At 41.6% G+C, this 19557-nt stretch carries 19 protein-coding genes and 2 tRNA genes; 19 read left to right on the forward strand and 2 right to left on the reverse strand.

Features of this window, described 5'->3' with window-relative positions; all coding sequences use genetic code 11:
- Positions 1 to 35: 35 nt before the first annotated feature.
- From spoVG to AC0VX1_RS00370, 19 genes are all read left to right on the forward strand, one after another.
- On the forward strand, positions 36 to 332 hold the full coding sequence (spoVG, locus tag AC0VX1_RS00280; RefSeq protein ID WP_034316332.1) for a septation regulator SpoVG: 297 nt from the start codon (positions 36 to 38) through the stop codon (positions 330 to 332).
- Positions 333 to 906: 574 nt separating this feature from the next.
- The gene (glmU, locus tag AC0VX1_RS00285; RefSeq protein ID WP_413023893.1) at positions 907 to 2280 is read left to right on the forward strand and encodes a bifunctional UDP-N-acetylglucosamine diphosphorylase/glucosamine-1-phosphate N-acetyltransferase GlmU; all 1374 of its coding nucleotides are present in this window, start codon (positions 907 to 909) and stop codon (positions 2278 to 2280) included.
- 15 nt (positions 2281 to 2295) lie between these two features.
- Positions 2296 to 3249, forward strand: a complete 954-nt coding sequence (locus AC0VX1_RS00290; RefSeq protein ID WP_034316329.1) for a ribose-phosphate diphosphokinase — start codon at positions 2296 to 2298, stop codon at positions 3247 to 3249.
- Positions 3250 to 3564: 315 nt separating this feature from the next.
- Positions 3565 to 4545, forward strand: coding sequence for a sulfonate ABC transporter substrate-binding protein (locus AC0VX1_RS00295; protein ID WP_475469602.1), 981 nt, complete (start codon positions 3565 to 3567; stop codon positions 4543 to 4545).
- A 12-nt stretch (positions 4546 to 4557) separates the two neighbouring features.
- Complete coding sequence (gene ssuD / locus AC0VX1_RS00300; RefSeq protein ID WP_475469603.1) at positions 4558 to 5724, forward strand: FMNH2-dependent alkanesulfonate monooxygenase; 1167 nt, start codon at positions 4558 to 4560, stop codon at positions 5722 to 5724.
- Entirely contained in the window at positions 5699 to 6472 is a 774-nt protein-coding gene (gene ssuC, locus AC0VX1_RS00305) for an aliphatic sulfonate ABC transporter permease SsuC (protein WP_082854482.1), read from the forward strand. The genes ssuD and ssuC overlap by 26 nt, the downstream gene beginning before the upstream one ends.
- 13 nt (positions 6473 to 6485) lie before the next feature.
- Complete coding sequence (locus AC0VX1_RS00310) at positions 6486 to 7238, forward strand: ATP-binding cassette domain-containing protein (RefSeq protein WP_475469604.1); 753 nt, start codon at positions 6486 to 6488, stop codon at positions 7236 to 7238.
- 170 nt (positions 7239 to 7408) lie between these two features.
- Positions 7409 to 8047 (forward strand): 50S ribosomal protein L25/general stress protein Ctc, encoded by a 639-nt coding sequence (locus tag AC0VX1_RS00315; RefSeq protein ID WP_475469605.1) that lies wholly within the window; start codon positions 7409 to 7411, stop codon positions 8045 to 8047.
- A 263-nt stretch (positions 8048 to 8310) separates the two neighbouring features.
- The gene (gene pth, locus AC0VX1_RS00320) at positions 8311 to 8871 is read left to right on the forward strand and encodes an aminoacyl-tRNA hydrolase (RefSeq protein ID WP_034316321.1); all 561 of its coding nucleotides are present in this window, start codon (positions 8311 to 8313) and stop codon (positions 8869 to 8871) included.
- A gap of 105 nt (positions 8872 to 8976) precedes the next feature.
- On the forward strand, positions 8977 to 9207 hold the full coding sequence (locus AC0VX1_RS00325) for an anti-sigma-F factor Fin family protein (RefSeq protein WP_034316319.1): 231 nt from the start codon (positions 8977 to 8979) through the stop codon (positions 9205 to 9207).
- 155 nt (positions 9208 to 9362) lie between these two features.
- Positions 9363 to 12899 (forward strand): transcription-repair coupling factor, encoded by a 3537-nt coding sequence (gene mfd, locus AC0VX1_RS00330; RefSeq protein ID WP_413011224.1) that lies wholly within the window; start codon positions 9363 to 9365, stop codon positions 12897 to 12899.
- A gap of 187 nt (positions 12900 to 13086) precedes the next feature.
- On the forward strand, positions 13087 to 13623 hold the full coding sequence (gene spoVT / locus AC0VX1_RS00335; RefSeq protein WP_063574550.1) for a stage V sporulation protein T: 537 nt from the start codon (positions 13087 to 13089) through the stop codon (positions 13621 to 13623).
- A gap of 178 nt (positions 13624 to 13801) precedes the next feature.
- Positions 13802 to 15424 carry a putative polysaccharide biosynthesis protein gene (locus tag AC0VX1_RS00340; protein ID WP_475469606.1) on the forward strand — a complete coding sequence of 541 codons (1623 nt, stop codon included), beginning with the start codon at positions 13802 to 13804 and terminating at the stop codon, positions 15422 to 15424.
- Complete coding sequence (gene yabN, locus AC0VX1_RS00345) at positions 15417 to 16889, forward strand: bifunctional methyltransferase/pyrophosphohydrolase YabN (protein ID WP_330501938.1); 1473 nt, start codon at positions 15417 to 15419, stop codon at positions 16887 to 16889. The genes AC0VX1_RS00340 and yabN overlap by 8 nt, the downstream gene beginning before the upstream one ends.
- A gap of 23 nt (positions 16890 to 16912) precedes the next feature.
- Positions 16913 to 17176 carry an RNA-binding S4 domain-containing protein gene (locus AC0VX1_RS00350; protein ID WP_034316386.1) on the forward strand — a complete coding sequence of 88 codons (264 nt, stop codon included), beginning with the start codon at positions 16913 to 16915 and terminating at the stop codon, positions 17174 to 17176.
- A gap of 76 nt (positions 17177 to 17252) precedes the next feature.
- Positions 17253 to 17561 (forward strand): sporulation protein YabP, encoded by a 309-nt coding sequence (gene yabP, locus AC0VX1_RS00355; protein ID WP_034316308.1) that lies wholly within the window; start codon positions 17253 to 17255, stop codon positions 17559 to 17561.
- Positions 17558 to 18190, forward strand: a complete 633-nt coding sequence (gene yabQ / locus AC0VX1_RS00360; RefSeq protein ID WP_475469607.1) for a spore cortex biosynthesis protein YabQ — start codon at positions 17558 to 17560, stop codon at positions 18188 to 18190. Before yabP ends, yabQ begins: the two co-directional genes overlap by 4 nt.
- A 13-nt stretch (positions 18191 to 18203) precedes the next feature.
- Positions 18204 to 18590 (forward strand): FtsB family cell division protein, encoded by a 387-nt coding sequence (locus AC0VX1_RS00365; protein WP_034316305.1) that lies wholly within the window; start codon positions 18204 to 18206, stop codon positions 18588 to 18590.
- A gap of 81 nt (positions 18591 to 18671) precedes the next feature.
- Positions 18672 to 19127 carry a S1 domain-containing RNA-binding protein gene (locus AC0VX1_RS00370; RefSeq protein ID WP_034316303.1) on the forward strand — a complete coding sequence of 152 codons (456 nt, stop codon included), beginning with the start codon at positions 18672 to 18674 and terminating at the stop codon, positions 19125 to 19127.
- Positions 19128 to 19293: 166 nt separating this feature from the next.
- Here AC0VX1_RS00370 and AC0VX1_RS00375 read toward each other — a convergent pair.
- Together AC0VX1_RS00375 and AC0VX1_RS00380 are read right to left on the reverse strand one after the other, a co-directional pair.
- Positions 19294 to 19365: transfer RNA gene (locus AC0VX1_RS00375), tRNA-Glu, on the reverse strand.
- Positions 19366 to 19385: 20 nt separating this feature from the next.
- Positions 19386 to 19459 (reverse strand) — tRNA-Met (locus AC0VX1_RS00380).
- Positions 19460 to 19557 lie beyond the last annotated feature (98 nt).

Raw genomic sequence — 19557 nt, forward strand, 5'->3', positions numbered from 1 at the left:
GTTTTAACAACAACAAAAAGGGATGGTGAGCTTAAATGGAAGTAACTGACGTAAGATTACGCCGTGTGAATACGGATGGTCGTATGAGAGCTATCGCATCAATTACACTGGATAATGAATTTGTGGTTCATGATATTCGTGTGATCGACGGAAACAATGGTTTATTTGTAGCAATGCCAAGTAAACGAACTCCAGATGGAGAATTCCGGGATATCGCTCATCCAATCAATTCCTCGACACGCGGGAAAATTCAAGAAGCTGTCTTGACAGAATATCATCGATTGGGAGAACTTGAAACTGAATTAGAGGAAGCTGGAGCAGGTGCTTCTTAAAATAACCTTACTTTTAAACTTTAAATTTATAAGTCGTGCATCTAGAGCCTACTTCATAAGTAGTGCTCTTTTTTATTTATTCAAAAACAGATAAGTTTAGAACTTATCCGCTCATCATGCACATTTGCTTAAATGGATTGTAAAACTTACGTGTTATCTAAAGTTTAAGTACCCATCCTTTTTATTTTTAAAACCTTTTTGTTCAACGGAAATTGAAATTCCTGTAAGGGGATCTCTCTAATGACCTGAATCGGTAACTTGATATCGGAATGGGAGTAGATAACGGGTGCAGTGCTGCCAGATGGCTTGTACATAGGCATGGCGCGGTCGTGGCGGTATTTTGGGATAAAGGGGAGGAAACATGTTTCTGTACATTGACCGGGCATATATCATTCATTTCATGATGCCAAATAATGCCCCAAGGTCCAATGCTGGCATTTGTAAGCTGTCGGATAACGGAAATTTTTCACCCGATTGGTTGACAATTATATGTACTTTTAATTGTTACCTTGAAAAGAATCACTATTTGAGATAATATTTTTAGTGGATAAAAAGGTGAAAATGGAGGCCTGTTATGAGTAATCGCTATGCAATAATATTGGCCGCTGGGCAAGGTACTAGGATGAAATCTAAGCTTTATAAGGTTTTGCACCCTGTTTGCGGGAAACCAATGGTACAACATGTTATCGATCAAGTCAATCAACTTCAAATAGAAGATATTGTAACAGTCATCGGCCATGGTGCTGAAAAGGTTCAAGAGCAACTTGGTGATTCATGCAAGTATGCCTTACAAGAACAGCAATTAGGTACGGCACATGCTGTAATGCAAGCGGAAAGCGTTTTATCCGCAAGAAGTGGCACGACCCTTGTTATTTGCGGTGATACGCCTCTGATTAAAGCGGAAACAATGAAAGAGCTTATAGCCTTGCATGAGCAAAGTCAGGCGAAAGCAACAATCTTAACAGCATATGCAGATAACCCTGCTGGCTATGGAAGGGTCCTTCGCGGTGAAGGCGGACTTGTAGAAAAGATCGTCGAGCATAAGGATGCTTCGGAAGAAGAAAGATATGTTAAGGAAATAAATACCGGTACATATTGCTTCGACAACCAAGCATTATTCAGCGCGCTGAAAAAGGTTTCGAATGAAAATGTCCAGGGAGAATATTACTTGCCGGATGTTATTGAAATCTTAAAAGAAGAAGGCGAAGTGGTGACGGCTTTCCAATCCAGTGAATTCGAGGAGACATTGGGTGTGAATGATCGCGTGGCTTTATCGCAGGCTGAGCAAATTTTACGGAAACGCATCAATGAAAAGCATATGAGGAACGGTGTAACGATCATCGACCCGCTTACAACTTTCATTGAAGCGGATGTGCAAATCGGACAGGATACAGTCATTAACCCTGGGTCATTCATTAAAGGAAAAAGTATCATCGGGCAGGACTGCTTGATTGGCCCGAATACGGAAATCAGTGATTGTGAAATTGGTGATGGAACGGAAGTCCTCCAATCGGTTGTGCATGAAAGCAGTATTGGAAGTTTTGTTAAAATCGGTCCATTCGCACATGTTAGACCTCAATCAGATATTAAGGATTCCGTTAAGATCGGTAATTTTGTCGAAATCAAAAAAACCGTTTTTGGCAAAGGAAGCAAGGCCTCACATTTGAGTTATATTGGTGATGCAGAGGTTGGGGAGAATGTTAATATAGGCTGTGGATCTATTACCGTGAATTACGACGGGAAAAATAAATATTTGACGAAGATTGAAGACAATGTCTTCATAGGCTGCAATTCTAATCTGGTTGCACCTGTGACAGTAGGAGAAGGGGCATATGTAGCTGCTGGTTCAACCATCACGCAAGATGTACCGCAGCAAGCCCTATCCGTTGCCCGGGCTCGTCAAGTTAACAAAGAAGATTATGTCAAGAATTTGAAATTTAATAAATAACCGACGGAGGTCATCATGTCAAATCAGTATTTAGATCCTAATTTAAAAGTATTCTCTTTAAATTCAAACTTCGATTTAGCTCAGGAAATTGCTGCAGCAATCGGTGTTGAACTTGGAAAATGTAGTGTAACAAGTTTCAGTGACGGTGAAGTTCAAATTAATATTGAAGAAAGTATCCGTGGCTGTGATGTATTCGTAATCCAATCAACAAGCCAACCAGTCAATGAAAATTTAATGGAACTTTTAATTATGATCGATGCTCTTAAACGTGCTTCAGCTAAAACGATCAATATTGTAATGCCATATTACGGTTATGCCCGCCAAGATCGTAAAGCGCGTGCGCGTGAACCAATTACAGCTAAACTTGTCGCAAATCTTTTAGAAACGGCTGGTGCCCACCGTGTAATCACATTAGATCTTCATGCACCTCAAATTCAAGGTTTCTTCGATATTCTGATCGATCACCTTGTTGCCGTTCCGATTTTAGCTGATTTCTTCAAGGAAAAAGATTTAAGTGATATCGTCATCGTTTCCCCGGATCATGGTGGTGTAACACGTGCCCGTAAAATGGCCGATCGCCTAAAAGCACCGATCGCCATTATCGATAAACGCCGCCCAAGACCGAACGTGGCTGAAGTCATGAACATCATTGGTAATATTGAAGGGAAGACAGCAATACTGATTGATGACATCATCGATACTGCAGGAACGATTACATTAGCGGCCAATGCCCTTGTGGAGAATGGTGCTAAAGCAGTGTACGCTTGTTGTACACACCCAGTCCTTTCAGGTCCTGCCATCGAAAGGATTCAAAATTCAACGATCAAGGAATTGGTCGTGACTAACTCGATTGCCCTATCTGAAGATAAGAAAATCGATAAAATTGTCGGTCTTTCTGTAGCACCTTTGATTGCAGAGGCAATCATTCGTGTGCATGAGGAACAATCAGTCAGTACATTATTCGATTGATAACCAAATAAAAAAATGAAACACGGCGGGCCTTTCGGGCTCGCCGTGTTTTCGTTTAAAAGTTTCAGAAAATATTTAATTCTTAGTTGACAGATGAGAATAGTAATAATAAAATAACCATACAAAATACAATTCATCTTCATGGAATGAAAAACTGTACTATGCAAGTGCATACTGGTTAATGCCGATCGGACTACCGAAGGCTCCTTTTCACTTACCATTGAACATTAGGCATCATTTTGCCCTATTGTCCAATTGGTGAAGGAAAGGAGCCTTTTATTTTTATATAAAAAGTTTAAGAAGGGTGTGCAGAATATGAAGAAAAAACGAAAGATATGGCTGCTGTCCATCTTCAGCATCTTCATGCTGATAGTGAGTGCATGTGGGCAGGAAAAGAACAGCTCCACAGGTGCTGACGCAAAAGAATCAGAGAAAACCATCCAAATCGGTTATCAAAAATTCGGGACATTAAATATTTTAAAATCAAAAGGGAATCTGGAAACACGGTTAAAAGAAGTGGGATATACCGTCGATTGGACTGAATTCCCTGCAGGACCTCAGCTGCTTGAAGCCTTGAATGTCGGCAGCATTGATTTTGGGCACACAGGGGAGGCGCCGCCGATATTTGCACAAGCAGCCAAGGCACCGCTTGTCTATATTGCCAATCAACCGTCAAACCCATCAGGAGAGGCTATAGTCGTACAAAAGGATTCACCCATTAAAAATGTGAAAGAGTTAAAGGGAAAGAAGGTTGGCTTGAATAAAGGTTCAAATGTTCATTACCTATTGGTCAAAGCGTTAGAGGAAGCAGGTCTTACTCTTGATGACATTCAGCCCGTCTACTTGCCACCGGCTGATGCGAGGGCTGCTTTTGAAGGAAACCAAATCGATGCCTGGGTAATATGGGATCCATTTTTATCAGCGGCGGAATTGGAGCTTGAAACGAAAACGATCCGGGATGGAGAAGGACTGGTTGCGAATCGGGAATTCTTCTTGGCAACTGATTCATTTGCCGGGAATGAAGAGGCGTTGAAGATCATCAAAGAAGAACTGATAAAAGTTGATAAATGGATTGAAGAAAACCCAAGCGATGTCGCTGAGTTTTTATCTCCGGAAATTGGAATGAGTGTGGAGGCATTGGAAAAAACATTAAATAGAAAAGAATACGGACTTGAGGAGATTTCCAGTACGGTTTTGGATGATCAACAAAAGATTGCCGATACATTTTACAATCTTAAATTAATTCCAAGCAAAATTAATGTTCTAGATGCATCTGCAGATGTTAATAAAAATTAAGGGGGAAATAAAATGAAAGTATTTTGGTTTTTGCCATCACATGGGGAAAGTCGCTATTTAGGATCGACAAAGGGAGGGAGAGCGATTACACTTCCTTATTTAAAACAAATTGCACAGGCGGTTGATCATTTGGGATTTGAAGGGGCTTTGCTTCCAACGGGACGATCCTGTGAGGATGCTTGGGTAGTTGGTTCTTCATTGATTTCTGCAACGGAAAGAATGAAATTTTTAGTTGCTATCCGTCCAGGTTTAATGTCGCCAACCTTGGCTGCGCGTATGGCTTCAAGCTTCGACAGGTTGTCGAATGGCCGTCTTTTGATCAATGTTGTAACTGGGGGGGACCCGGTCGAATTGGCAGGTGATGGCGTATTTCTGAATCATAAGGAACGGTATGGGCAAACAGATGAATTCCTTGATATCTGGAGAAAGGAAATGTCCGGGGATAAAGTGGACTTTGAAGGGAAGCACCTAAAGGTTGAGGGCGGGAATATCCTGTTGCCGCCTGTACAAAAACCGTATCCACCACTCTATTTCGGAGGTTCTTCCGACCCGGCCATTGATATATCAGGAAAGCATATTGATGTGTACTTGACTTGGGGTGAGCCCGTGGTGCAAGTGGCTGAGAAAATTGAAAAGGTGCGTAAAAAGGCAGCAGAATATGGACGTGAGGTCAGATTTGGCATACGAATGCATGTCATTGTAAGAGAAACGGAAGAAGAAGCTTGGCAGGCAGCGGACGAACTCATTAAATATGTGGATGATGAAATGATTGAAAATTCACAAAAGATTTTTGAACGATTTGATTCAGTGGGTCAGAAGAGGATGTCGCAACTTCATAAAGGAAGCAGGGATTCACTCGAAATCAGTCCAAACTTATGGGCGGGTGTTGGTCTAGTGCGCGGGGGCGCCGGTACGGCACTAGTAGGGAGTGCAGAAAATGTTGCTGCCAGAATGAAGGAATATGAAAAAATCGGAATAGAATCCTTTGTTTTATCTGGATACCCTCATCTTGAAGAAGCGTATAGAGTTGCGGAATTATTATTCCCCTTACTCCCTGTTGAAAGGCTGCAAGGACCCGTTTCAAAAGCTACGAGCCCATTCGGGGAAATATTGGCTAATGACCACTACCCTACAAAAGGAAGTGAAATTGAAGATGAAGTTAAACAAAAAGTTCAATAGTTTGTACCTCATATCATGGATTGTGCCCATTCTCCTTTTGGTAACTTGGCAGCTGCTGTCCTTGTGGGGAATTTTATCGGATCGGATATTGCCTGCCCCGACTGAAGTGTTTCAAGCAGGTGTCGCTTTATTGGGGACGGGGGAACTTATTGATTATATCGGTATCAGTGCTCAGCGAGCCTTCATCGGCTTTTTAATAGGTGGAATCATTGGTTTTGTACTAGGTTTATTAAATGGATTATCATCCATTGCTGAAACCTTATTCGATACCTCGCTTCAGATGTTGCGTAATATTCCGCATTTAGCTTTAATACCGCTTGTGATTCTATGGTTTGGTATAGAAGAAGAAGCGAAAATCTTCCTTGTCGCTTTAGGGGTTCTATTTCCTATCTATTTAAATACATTTCATGGTGTGAAATCGGTGGATAAGGGATTAATCGAAGCGGCGAGGGTTTATGGGTTAAGTGGTTTTTCTTTATTCTGGAATGTGATTCTCCCTGCGGCCTTTCCATCCATTTTGGTGGGTATCCGCTTCTCCCTTGGAATCATGTGGGTCACATTAATCGTCGCAGAAACAATATCCGCTAATTCCGGAATTGGATATATGGCTATGAATGCCCGTGAATTCATGAGGATGGATATTGTTGTTCTTAGTATTCTCTTATATGCCTTATTAGGCAAAATATCGGACGTTGCGGCCAAATTAATTGAAAAAAGATGCTTAAAATGGCATCCGTCATACCAATGAGGAGGTCATTAACATGAAAAATGGAAATTCGTTGGAGTTGCAGGGTGTAAGAAAGGATTTTGGGGAGTTTGAAGTATTAAAGGGGCTGGACCTGACATTTAAAAAGGGAGAATTCATAGCCATTGTCGGTAAGAGTGGATGTGGAAAGAGCACCTTGCTTCGTCTTGTGGCAGGACTGGAAAGGCCGACGGGCGGGCAGATACTGGTGAATGGAAAACCATTGAATGGGCTAAATAAATCATCACGTACGATGTTTCAGGATGGCAGGCTTTTTCCTTGGAAAAAAATCCTTCAAAATATTGGCGTAGGCTTGAAAGGGGATTGGAAATCAAACGCTATGGAATTACTGGAGCAAGTGGGCCTTGCAGATCGAGCAAATGATTGGCCGTCCGTTTTATCTGGGGGGCAAAAACAAAGGGTTGCATTAGCGAGGGCATTGGTGAACCAACCTGACATTCTCCTCTTGGATGAGCCGCTAGGGGCATTGGATGCTTTAACGAGGATTGGCATGCAAAGGCTGATTGAAGAACTATGGAGAAAAAGGGGCTTTACTGCCTTACTCGTTACACATGATGTTGAAGAAGCTGTAATGCTTGCCGACCGTGTCATATTAATCGAAGAAGGCAAAGTCGTCATGAATAAGGAAATCAATCTGCCGAGACCACGGAAAAAGGATAGTATTCAATACTCATCACTAGCAGCCCAAATCCTTGACCGAGTGATGCAAGTTGAGGGGGAAATGGAAAAAAAAGCGATTCACGCTTGAATTAGAGAAAAAGAATGAAAAAAGATTTTACAGGGAATTCCTAAGTTTACCATATGTTTATCGCCTTCTTGCTCCCGTCGGATTTTACCTTTCATGTTTAATGATTCACCATTTAGGGAAATGTTAAATATAGAGAAACTTGTAATTCATATTAGGAAGGCGGAGGATGTATGAGTAATATATTAGCTGCAAAAGAACGTACGGATTCAAAACACTCTAATTTAAGGAATTTGAGGGAAAGCGGCGAAATCCCAGCGATAGTATATGGCAATAAAAATGACAGTACGGCCATTTCCGTCAATAATATCGAGCTTCAAAAGACAATCAAGGAAATAGGCCGTAATGGGATCATTTCTTTGGACTTGGAAGGTAAGAGTTATGAAGTCATGCTCTCCGATTATCAAAAGGATCCACTAAAAAACTCCATTTATCATGCAGACTTTTTAATTGTGGATATGTCCGCTCAATTACAGGCACAAGTTCGCATCAATCTTGTCGGTGTGTGTAAAGGCGTGAAAGACGGTGGGGTCCTCCAGCAGTCTCTTCATGAAGTGACGGTCACGGCTAAACCTAATGACATTCCTGACTCCATCGATGTTGACGTTACCGAACTTCAGGTAGGGGATACAATCTACATATCGGATATCCAAACGAATAAGCAAGTTACAATCGGCAACGATGGTGAAGAAGTTGTTGCATCTGTTTTGGCTCCTCGCCAGGAAGAGGAAATAAGTACAGGTGAACAGCAGGATGGCGGTATCCCTGAAAATGAAGAAGGCAGGGAAACCAAGGCATCACCAGAGTCATGATGCCGGGATTAAACAAGTGAATCGTGTTATAATAGGCGTAGCTCTTAACGAGTTACGTCTTTTCAATCTCTGGATGCATCCATTTAAATCGGACAGATTTTTTTCGAAATGGAATCCTTTAATTTGGATTTTACCTAATTAGTTCTCCGGTCGCTTGCAGTCCAGCTTGAAATTAGGGTACTATTTTTCTAAGGTCAATGGATCTTGGAAAAACTTCGTCCCAGTGTAACTCCTTAAATAACCGTAATGACGGAGTGTGAATCATGAAAATTATTGTAGGGTTAGGGAACCCCGGTAAACAATATGAAAAAACCCGGCATAACGTCGGTTTTGAAGTAATAGATGAGTTATCCAGGAGATGGTCGATCCCTCTTGATCAAGCAAAACATAAGGGGATATATGGTTCAGGAATGGTAAAGGGAGAAAAAGTTTTATTGCTTAAACCTTTAACCTATATGAATTTGTCAGGAGAATCCATTTCGGCTGTCATGCATTTCTTTAAGGTGGATATCGCGGATGTGGTCATAATATATGATGACCTTGATTTGCCTCCAGGAAAGCTTCGCCTTCGTCAAAAAGGAAGTGCAGGCGGTCATAACGGGATAAAATCTTCAATTGCCCATTTGGGTACACAGGAATTCAATCGAATCAGAATAGGCATTGGCCGCCCGATTGGCCGCATTCCGGTATCTGACTATGTATTAGGGCGTTTTTCGCCTGAAGAATGGGATCATGTCGGAGCAACGATCGAAAAAAGCGCAGCATCATGTGAAGCCTGGTTGGAAAAACCATTTATACAGGTCATGAACGAATATAACCAATAAGCAGAGAGTAGATATAAGTAAAGAATAATATCTTCCTGTTTCGCTGAATAAAAACCCTCTACTTTTGTACATACTAACACTATTACAAAAATAGGGGGTTACCAAATGGCTCTCCATTATCGATGCCGACATTGCGGAACTAAGCTGGGCTCAATCGAGGCACACTCACTGAGTACGGAGCAGTTAGGTTTTAATCAACTTACCGATGAAGAGCGACAAGAGATGATCGTTTATGATTCTGAAGGGGATATGCATGTAAGGGCGATATGTGAAGATTGCCATGAATCGCTGCAAAGAAACCCTGATTTATATGAAAACGATTATATTATTCATTAGCGGAAGAGGGCTTTGGACAAAATCCAAAGCATTTTTCCGTTTGTCTGGAATACCAGGGCACATAAAAGTTGCCGTTAATAAAGAGGATCTTGGTGATGGCCAAGTTCAAATACAGCAAATGGTTTTTCGCACGTTAAAGAGAGGGGGGAAAGAAAATGAATGGATTGCAGAACTTGTTCTCCAAACAAGATGATGTTCATTCGTTAATAGCCGGCATCGATGAAGGGCTTAAGGAGCAAATCGTCTCTGGTCTCACAGGTTCCTCGAGATCGCTACTGCTGGCTTCCGTATATGAAAAGACGAATAGGCCTATTTTATTAGTTACCCATAATTTATTGCAAGCACAAAAATTCCATGAGGACTTATCCAGTTTCATTCCCGAAGAAGAATTATATATATATCCAGCCAATGAATTGATTGCGGCTGATTTGAGTGTTGCCAGCCCGGAATTAAGGGCTCAACGTGTTGAGGCATTGAACTTTTGGGCAGACGGAAAGAAAGGGATTGTCATTGCCCCGATTCCTGGGGTGCGTCGTGTGCTTCCTCCAAAGGATATTTGGAAGAGACATCAGCTAGCGTTTAATCTAGGGGAAGACATCGAGCTTGAACCAACGCTTAATAAATTCATTGCCATGGGTTATAACCGGTCTGAAATGGTCGCTTCTCCAGGTGAATTCAGTATCAGGGGCGGTATCATCGATATTTACCCGATCACCGAACCTAATCCAATACGAATTGAATTATTCGATACAGAAATAGATTCAATAAGGACTTTTTCAAGTGAAGATCAGCGCTCCATCGAAAAACTCAAGAAAGTGACGATTGGTCCCGTCAGTGAGGCTTTGCTAGAGACGGAGCATATCGAAAGAATCATAACTAAGCTCGAGAGCGGATTAAGTAAAAGCTTGAAGAAACTTAAAGACGAGAAAACCAAGGAACAGATGGTCCAAACGATCAGTTATGAACTTGAACAGCTTAAAATGGGAAATATACCCGACAAAATCTTTAAATACTTAAGTTTAGCGTATGAAGATCCAGCTAGTTTAATAGATTATTTACCGGTAAATGGTTTGGTTTTCTTAGATGAAATCAGTAGAATCCAGGAAATCAATGATTCTTTGGAAAAGGAAGAGGCTGGTTGGTACACGGACCTTTTAAGTCAGGGACAAATTATCCATGATATAAAATTGGCTCATCCCATGCAGGAATTAATAATGAAATCCAGCAGGCCGTTTGTATACCTTTCATTGTTTTTACGGCATGTACCGCATACGAATCCTCAGAATATCCTGAATTTTGCCAGTAAACAAATGCAAAATTTCCATGGACAGATGAATGTGTTCAAAGCTGAACTGGAACGTTGGAAAAAGGGCAAATACACAGTCGTCATACTTGGACAGGATGAAGAACGGGTAAAAAAGCTGCATTCGGTTTTAGCCGATTATGATATAGAGGCAGCAGAACTGTTTAATGCTGACAGCATCCTTCCAGGTAAAGTACAGATTTTACGCGGCAGTCTGAATAGCGGCTTTGAATTGCCTATGCAAAAATTCAGTATCATCACGGAAACGGAATTGTTTAATAAGAAGTCAAAGAAATCGGTACGGAGACAGAAACTATCGAATGCTGAACGAATCAAGAGTTATTCCGAACTGAAGATCGGTGACTATGTCGTTCATGTTAACCACGGTATCGGTAAATACTTGGGTATTGAAACCCTTACAATAAATGGGGTCCATAAAGATTACCTGAATATTCGTTATCAAGCGGATGACAAATTGTATGTTCCTGTCGACCAAATTGATCTTGTCCAAAAATATGTCGGTTCTGAAGGAAAAGAGCCGAAGCTTTATAAGCTAGGCGGTACGGAATGGAAACGTGTCAAAAGCAAGGTTCAATCATCCGTTGAGAACATTGCCGATGATTTAATCAAGTTATACGCAGAAAGAGAAGCGGCAAAGGGCTATGCCTTTTCACCTGATGGTGATATGCAGAGAGAATTCGAAACATCATTCGCTTATAACGAAACGGAAGATCAATTACGTTCCATAGTCGAAATCAAAAAGGATATGGAACGGGAACGGCCGATGGATCGTTTATTATGCGGCGATGTTGGATATGGGAAGACAGAGGTGGCCATCCGGGCCGCTTTTAAAGCCATAATGGATGGGAAGCAGGTTGCGTTTCTAGTTCCGACCACAATCCTTGCCCAACAGCATTATGAAACATTAAGGGAGCGTTTTCAGGATTATCCGATTTCGATTGGCCATATGAGCCGCTTCCGGACTAAAAAGCAGCAAACCGAGACGATTAAAGGATTGAAGGCCGGCACGGTGGATATCGTGGTTGGCACGCATAGGATTTTATCCAAAGATATGGTGTACCGCGATTTGGGATTGCTAATCATTGATGAAGAACAGCGCTTTGGCGTTACACATAAGGAAAAGATCAAACGGTTAAAAACCAATGTGGATGTACTGACTTTGACTGCGACGCCGATTCCAAGAACCCTTCATATGTCCATGTTGGGCGTGAGGGATTTGTCTGTCATCGAAACACCGCCTGAGAACCGGTTTCCGATCCAAACTTATGTCATGGAGTATAATGGCTCATTGGTAACGGAAGCGATAGAACGGGAATTGGCCAGGGGCGGTCAGGTTTATTTCCTTTACAATCGGGTAGAGGATATAGCAAGAAAAGCAGAAGAAATTTCCATGCTTGTGCCCGATGCCCGTGTTACCTATGCTCATGGGCAAATGACAGAGCAAGAATTGGAAGCCGTCATGTTCGGCTTTTTGGAAGGCGAATATGATGTTTTAGTAAGTACAACCATTATAGAAACGGGTGTTGATATCCCGAATGTAAATACGCTTATCGTGAATGAAGCGGATAGAATGGGACTTTCACAGCTCTATCAGCTGCGTGGCCGTGTAGGTCGATCCAATCGGGTGGCATATGCATTCTTCACTTATAGGAAAGATAAAGTGTTGACGGAAGTGGCAGAAAAGCGTCTTCAATCCATTAAGGAGTTTACAGAATTGGGTTCAGGGTTCAAAATCGCGATGCGTGATTTATCCATCAGGGGAGCTGGAAACATTCTAGGGGCTCAACAACATGGCTTCATCGATTCGGTTGGTTTTGATCTGTATTCACAAATGCTGAAAGAAGCGGTGGATGCGAAACGTAATGACCAACCAGCTGAAGAAAAGAACACACTGGAAATTGACGTTGAAGTGGATGCTTATATCCCTGATGCCTACATAATGGATGGACATCAGAAAATAGAAATGTATAAAAGGTTCAGAGGTGTCGCTTCACTTGAAGAAGTGGAAGAATTACAGGATGAAATGATCGATCGTTTCGGAGAGTATCCAGAAGAGGTTTCCTACTTATTCATGATTGCCGAAATGAAGGTATATGCTGAAAAGGCCGGAATTGAAAGCATTAAACAATTAAAGCAGGAAATCAGCATTCTCCTTAGGGAAAAGGTCAGCAGCGATGTGGATGGACAAAAAGTGTTCGAGCTGGGATCGAAGTATGGCCGTATGGTGGGCTTCGGCATGGACGGCAATCGAATGAAGCTGGTCCTGCACATAAAAGGCGTGGAACAAAGCAAATGGCTCAATATCTTATTTGAGATGGCCAAGGGGTTACAGTATGTAAAAAAAGAGACGCAAGCCACTAAAAACTAGAATTGATGATTGTCCTCTTGAAGAAATTTTTTTAGGTACCATGGTAAAAAAATGCAACAAAAAGAAAAATTTTTTCAAAGTGCATAGAACTTACCATTAGAAAAATACTAAGTACAATAGCTGGTGATGATTTTGCTACAAAATGAGGATTTATCAAATCAATTAGATGAAAGTGAGGCAACATTAGATGAAAGCAACTGGTATCGTTCGCCGAATTGATGATTTAGGAAGAGTCGTCATCCCGAAGGAAATTCGCAGGACACTCCGTATTCGTGAAGGAGATCCACTGGAAATATTCGTGGATAGAGATGGTGAAGTCATCCTAAAGAAATACTCTCCAATTAGTGAATTAGGCGATTTTGCAAGGGAATATGCAGAAGCGCTATATGATAGCCTTGGAAACCCAGTTATGATTTGTGACAGGGATACTTACATTGCGGTGGCAGGCGGCTCCAAAAAAGAATACTTAAACAAAAGTGTTAGTGAACTAGTGGAAAAAATCATGGAAGAAAGAAATCCTGTTTTGGAGTCTCCGAACGGACAAGTCTCATTCGTTGATTCCAACGATGAAGAGGTCCAATCTTATACTGCAGCTCCGATCATTGCGAGTGGCGACCCGATTGGTGCCGTCTTGATTTTCTCTAAAGACAGCACCATTGGTGAAGTGGAACAGAAATCGGTTGAAACAGCAGCAAGCTTCCTAGCTAGACAAATGGAACAGTAACCTTGGACATGCATTTATATCTTAAAAGATGGAAAGGGCAGCATTCGCGCTGTCCTTTTTGCACTTTCTAAAAAAGAAACGGAAATGGAAAATAATTAACAGTATGGATGGGATTGAAAAATAACCATTAGAATTATGCTATAATAACTACCACATATGAGTGAAAAGGGGAAAAAGAATGGCTGAAAAGCCTAATAAAACATCAAATGAACTTTTTCGAGGTGCGCTGATTTTGAGCGTTGCAGCGATTATCGTAAAAGTTTTGAGCGCGGCCTATCGCATACCATATCAAAACATTGCGGGTGACATCGGGTTTTATATCTATCAACAGGTTTATCCCTTCTACGGTGTTGCTTTTACATTATCGACAATCGGCTTTCCGGTAGTCATATCCAAACTTATTGCAGAACGGGAGTCTTCCAAAAATAACTTTGCGGTCAAGGATATATTGGTGACATCATTCGTCGTCTTAAGTTCGATAAGTGTCATGATGTTTGCTGTACTATTCCTAGGCGCCGATTGGATTGCAGGCTGGATGAAGGATCCGCATTTAGCCGGTCTGCTGAGAATCGTTGCCTATTCCTATTTATTAATGCCCATTTCTTCTCTATTAAGAGGTTATTTTCAAGGAATAAACGATATGTTACCGTCGGCAAGTTCGCAGGTAGCTGAGCAATGCATCCGGGTATTGACGATACTGGTCCTTTCCACAATATTCGTGCATCAGGGCTACTCTGATTATATTGTCGGCAAGGGGGCGGTCCTCGGTTCGATAACAGGCGGCATAACTGGCCTGGTACTGCTTATTGCTTTCGTTATTTTAAGAGAAGAATGGAAGCTTTTTTTACGAATGAGAATCAAACCGTTGAATTTCATCAAAATTTCCAAAGCCCTGGTTTTCCAAGGGTTGGCCTTTTGCATTACGGGTTTGATCCTTATCTTGTTTCAGTTTGTCGATTCACTGCACCTGTACTCCCTGCTAAGGGAAACGGGGATGGGGGAAAGGGAAGCCAAAGAATGGAAAGGGGTATATGATCGAGGACAGCCATTGCTTCAGCTAGGTACAGTCGTGGCTAATTCTTTTGCATTGGCGCTGGTACCTGTCATATCCGGATTCGTTCAGAGTAAAAGTCAATTTGAATTATTGAATAAGATCAAATTGGCGCTTCGTGTAAGTGCGACGATCGGGGTCGCTGCTGCGATCGGGCTGGTGGTGACGATGAAGCCTGTCAATCATATGCTGTTCACTGATGTTAAAGGGACGATTACTTTAGCAATTTTCTCTTTATCGATTTTATTCACATCCCTCATAATGGCGGAAGCGGCAGTGATTCAAAGTTTAGGCCATTCGTTCGTGCCGGTGATCATCACGATTGTGGGGGTGGGCAGCAAGTGGGCTTTTAACCTTGTCCTGGTGCCGCATTACAAAATCGCGGGGGCAGCCTCGGCAACAGTACTTGCGTATATGATCATGACGGTATTATTTTATGTGGTATTGAGAGTACATATCAAAAAGACATTAATTGAAAAGCGACATGTGCTAATAATCTTGAAGAGTACGGTGTACATGGGTACGGCGGTTGTTTTATTCAATTGTTTATTCGAATGGATGACCTCAGGCGAGAGCCGGTTGTTAGCTACGGTCCAAGCTTTGACCGGTGTAGGGATCGGTGCAGCCGTGTTTGTGATGACCGCCATTCGTGCAGGCTTATTTGGTGAAGAAGAACTTTCACTTATACCTGCAGGTTCAAAACTTAAACGATTAATAATAACGAATAGGAGTATACGAAATCATGAATGAGATTACGATAATAGGCCTTGGTGCTGGGGATTTAGAGCAGCTTCCACTAGGGATTTATAAAAAATTGATTCAAACGGGACAATGCTATGTCAGAACGGCTGATCATCCGGTAATCGGGGATTTGAAAAGGGAAGGAATAAATTTCACGGCGTTTGACGGGATATATGAAAAGCACGACCAATTTGAAGACGTATATGAAGAAATTGCCGAAACATTATTAGACGAGGCCTCGAACCGTTCCGTTTTATACGCAGTTCCGGGGCATCCGATGGTTGCGGAAAAAACGGTACAGCTTTTGCTTGAAAAGGGTCCGGCTCTTGGAATAGCCATTAAGCTCGAAGGCGGGCAAAGTTTCCTTGACCCATTGTTTCAGGCTGTTAGGATCGATCCGATTGAAGGGTTTCAGCTATTGGATGGAACAGATCTTTCACCGGATGATTTACACATTACCCAGCATATGATAATCGGTCAGGTGTATGACGCATTCAGTGCATCCGATGTGAAGCTGACTTTGATGGAAAAGCTACCGGATGACTACGAGGTATATATCGTAACTGCGGCAGGCAGCAGTCAGGAAAAAGTGACAAAATGCGCCCTCTTCGAACTCGACCGTCAGATGGAGTTAAGTAACTTGACGAGTGTTTATGTTCCGCCCGTTAAAGATGAAGCTTTACGGTATAGGGAGTTTTCTAAGCTGCGGCAGGTCATCGCAGAACTTAGAGGTCCTGACGGATGTCCGTGGGATAAGAAACAAACTCATGAAAGCTTGAAGAAATATCTAATAGAAGAAGCATATGAGCTGATTGATTCCATCGATGAAGGTGACGATGAGGGTATGGTTGGTGAACTTGGGGATGTCCTGCTTCAGGTGATGCTTCATTCACAAATCGGTGAAGATGAGGGCATGTTCACGATAGATGATGTGATTGAAGGCATTACGGCAAAAATGATTCGGCGCCACCCTCATGTATTCGGAGATGTTGAAGTGAACGGTGAGGAAGATGTATTGGTGAACTGGCAAAAAATCAAAGAAGGTGAAAAGGGGGGCGAATCAAAAGCTCTGAAATCCATACTGGATGGTATTGAGAAATCGCTGCCAAACTTACTTCGGGCCGAAGAGTATCAAAAAAGGGCTGCGAAGGTTGGATTTGATTGGGATGAGGTTTCCGAAGCCTGGAAGAAGGTCAGGGAAGAAGTGCAGGAATTGGAAGAGGAAATATTAAGTCCGAACAGGGATGCCGAAAGAATAAAATCAGAGCTGGGCGACCTCTTTTTTGCGCTTGTCAACATTTCACGTTATTATGACATACAAGCGGAAGAAGCCGTCTACAAAGCAAACCAGAAATTCCACCAGCGTTTTACATATATAGAAGAGTGCATTCAAAGGGCAGACAAAAAATTTGAGGATTATACATTGGAAGAATTGGATTCATATTGGGATGAAGCAAAAGCAAAAGGACTTTAATTAAGGGAGAGATTTGAATGTCGATGAGATTGGATAAATTCCTAAAGGTTTCAAGATTGATCAAGCGCCGCACACTTGCTAAAGAAGTTGCGGATAAAGGGAGAATCACGATTAACGGACAACAGGCCAAAGCAAGTTCGAATGTGAAAGATGGCGATGAGCTGACAGTAAGATTCGGTCAAAAGCTTGTTACGGTACGTGTCGATAAAATTCAAGAAACGACGAAAAAGGAAGCGGCTGCAGATATGTATACCATCGTAAAGGAAGAAAAGCTAGCGGAGGAGTAAGGACAGGCTTGGTTCTAATTCCACTCTTACGGACATACACTTGTACAAAATCAGTGGTACTGTGAGGGATGATAAAATGAGCCAATATATTGATCCGAATGCTGGTTACACAAAGGGAACGACCCAAGAGCATGATGTAACGATGAAAGGCCGCCGTTTACTTGATATTACTGGTGTCAAACAAGTCGAAAGCTTTGATAATGAAGAGTTTCTGCTCGAAACGTCAATGGGATTCTTATCTATCCGGGGCCAAAACTTGCAAATGAAGAATTTGGATGTTGATAAAGGCATCGTTTCCATTAAGGGAAAGATTTTCGACCTTGTTTATTTAGATGAGCAATCAGGGGAGAAAGCTAAAGGATTCTTTGGCAAGTTGTTCAAATGAGCTTAACGATCCAATTTTATACGTTGCTTGCGATGATAGGCATGGGCAGTGGCTTTGGAGCTGCCCTGGATACGTATAGCCGGTTCCTGAATCGTTCAGAAAGGAAAAGGTGGATTGTATTCATCCATGACTTCCTTTTCTGGATCATTCAGGGTCTCCTTATTTTTTATGTTTTGTTTTTAGTGAATGAGGGAGAGTTTCGCCTCTATTTATTTTTGGCCTTATTATGCGGTTTTTCAGCTTATCAAGCACTTTTCAAAGGATTCTATCAACGTTTTTTGGAGTTTTTGATAATACTTGTGATAAAGTTGGCGAGATTTATAGCGAATTCGGTTCACATGCTGATATTTCTACCGATAAAATGGGTAATAGTATCCATATTGGCCATCATCATCGGGATAGGTAAGTTCGTTTTGTCCTTATTAAAATGGGCGGGGAAAATACTTCTCTTTATTTTGAATATATTCTGGAGACCATTAAAATGGATTCTGACTTATATATGGAATTTATTGCCGGTTTTTGTTACGAAAAACGTCGGGAAGTTTTATAATAAAGGAAAAGGGATTTTATTGAAAATAAAGAATTCTATATTTAGAACGCTAAATGGATGGAGAAATAAAAAGAAATGAGGAGCGATAAAAAATGAGTAGCCTGCGTAAAAGGAAAGTGGCAAAAATAGAAAATCCCTACGTCGCTCAACAAGAGAAAAAAGTACAAACCGTAGAAAAAAAGAAGCGTGGTCTAATGCGTAGATTAACCCTTTACTCAGTTTTCGCCGCTGTCTTTTTGATTTTTGCCGTTTCCACCCTCATAACGCAAAATGTTGCACTGGATGAGAAAGTTCAGCAAAAGCAAGAATTGAAGGGAAAGTTAGCTGAATTGAAAAAAGACGAGACCCTTCTTAAAGAAGAAATCGTAAAGCTTAATGATGACGACTATATAGCAAAAATAGCAAGACGGGATTATTTCTTGTCTGAAAAAGGTGAAATCATTTTTACCCTTCCAAAAGGGAAGGAAGATAGTGACTAATATTGACACTGTTTTTTTACTTTCGTTATAATATAGGGTGAAGAGATTTTTTTAACATTTCTAAGGAGGAACATTTTTTTTATGTCAATCGAAGTAGGCAGCAAGTTACAAGGTAAAGTAACAGGCATAACTAATTTTGGTGCATTTGTAGAGCTACCTCAAGGTTCAACCGGTCTTGTCCATATCAGTGAAGTGGCTGATAACTATGTCAAGGATATCAATGATCATTTAAAAGTGGGCGATACAGTTGAGGTGAAAGTCATCAACGTTAAAGATGGCAAGATTGGCTTGTCCATAAAAAAAGCGATAGACCGTCCTGAAGTTGAGCAAAAACCTGCATACACACCACGTCCGCGCCAAGGTAGAGGGAATGACAGCCGTTCCAAAGACTTCCGCTCGAAAGGCAATGGTTTCCAACCGAAAGAAAACTTTGAGCAAAAAATGGCTAAATTCTTAAAAGATAGCGAAGACCGCTTAACGACCCTAAAACGTAGCACCGAAACGAAACGGGGAGGTCGAGGAGGAAGACGCGGATAAAACTGCTGCTGAAAAATAATAGTTTAGCAACTTTTCCTGTGAAATTATTCATAGTGTAGATAAAGGCAAGCTTGCCGGCTTGTCTTCTTTTATTATAGTACGACATGAAAAAAGCGCCTCTGTACACTTACTGATATAAGTGTGCAGAGGCGCTTTTGGTATTTGATGACCCGTACGGGATTCGAACCCGTGTTACCGCCGTGAAAGGGCGGTGTCTTAACCGCTTGACCAACGGGCCAAAAGTTTCATGATAAAAGATAGCGGCAGAGGGGATCGAACCCCCGACCTCACGGGTATGAACCGTACGCTCTAGCCAGCTGAGCTACGCCGCCATAATGGTAAGTGCTACTGAAGCACAAGTTATATCTTACATTCGTGAAGAAAAAATGTCAATAAAAATATTAAAGTTTGTCGGTTTCCATTTCCTGAT

The sequence above is a fragment of the Peribacillus sp. QJM3NY_7 genome (assembly GCF_056173225.1).

Excerpts from the sequence above, each read along its gene's own strand:
- spoVG (WP_034316332.1), top strand. The coding sequence starts at position 36 with ATGGAAGTAACTGACGTAAGATTACGCCGTGTGAATACGGATGGTCGT.
- glmU (WP_413023893.1), top strand. The coding sequence starts at position 907 with ATGAGTAATCGCTATGCAATAATATTGGCCGCTGGGCAAGGTACTAGG.
- AC0VX1_RS00290 (WP_034316329.1), top strand. The coding sequence starts at position 2,296 with ATGTCAAATCAGTATTTAGATCCTAATTTAAAAGTATTCTCTTTAAAT.
- AC0VX1_RS00295 (WP_475469602.1), top strand. The coding sequence starts at position 3,565 with ATGAAGAAAAAACGAAAGATATGGCTGCTGTCCATCTTCAGCATCTTC.
- ssuD (WP_475469603.1), top strand. The coding sequence starts at position 4,558 with ATGAAAGTATTTTGGTTTTTGCCATCACATGGGGAAAGTCGCTATTTA.
- ssuC (WP_082854482.1), top strand. The coding sequence starts at position 5,699 with ATGAAGTTAAACAAAAAGTTCAATAGTTTGTACCTCATATCATGGATT.
- AC0VX1_RS00310 (WP_475469604.1), top strand. The coding sequence starts at position 6,486 with ATGAAAAATGGAAATTCGTTGGAGTTGCAGGGTGTAAGAAAGGATTTT.
- AC0VX1_RS00315 (WP_475469605.1), top strand. The coding sequence starts at position 7,409 with ATGAGTAATATATTAGCTGCAAAAGAACGTACGGATTCAAAACACTCT.
- pth (WP_034316321.1), top strand. The coding sequence starts at position 8,311 with ATGAAAATTATTGTAGGGTTAGGGAACCCCGGTAAACAATATGAAAAA.
- AC0VX1_RS00325 (WP_034316319.1), top strand. The coding sequence starts at position 8,977 with ATGGCTCTCCATTATCGATGCCGACATTGCGGAACTAAGCTGGGCTCA.
- mfd (WP_413011224.1), top strand. The coding sequence starts at position 9,363 with ATGAATGGATTGCAGAACTTGTTCTCCAAACAAGATGATGTTCATTCG.
- spoVT (WP_063574550.1), top strand. The coding sequence starts at position 13,087 with ATGAAAGCAACTGGTATCGTTCGCCGAATTGATGATTTAGGAAGAGTC.
- AC0VX1_RS00340 (WP_475469606.1), top strand. The coding sequence starts at position 13,802 with ATGGCTGAAAAGCCTAATAAAACATCAAATGAACTTTTTCGAGGTGCG.
- yabN (WP_330501938.1), top strand. The coding sequence starts at position 15,417 with ATGAATGAGATTACGATAATAGGCCTTGGTGCTGGGGATTTAGAGCAG.
- AC0VX1_RS00350 (WP_034316386.1), top strand. The coding sequence starts at position 16,913 with ATGAGATTGGATAAATTCCTAAAGGTTTCAAGATTGATCAAGCGCCGC.
- yabP (WP_034316308.1), top strand. The coding sequence starts at position 17,253 with ATGAGCCAATATATTGATCCGAATGCTGGTTACACAAAGGGAACGACC.
- yabQ (WP_475469607.1), top strand. The coding sequence starts at position 17,558 with ATGAGCTTAACGATCCAATTTTATACGTTGCTTGCGATGATAGGCATG.
- AC0VX1_RS00365 (WP_034316305.1), top strand. The coding sequence starts at position 18,204 with ATGAGTAGCCTGCGTAAAAGGAAAGTGGCAAAAATAGAAAATCCCTAC.
- AC0VX1_RS00370 (WP_034316303.1), top strand. The coding sequence starts at position 18,672 with ATGTCAATCGAAGTAGGCAGCAAGTTACAAGGTAAAGTAACAGGCATA.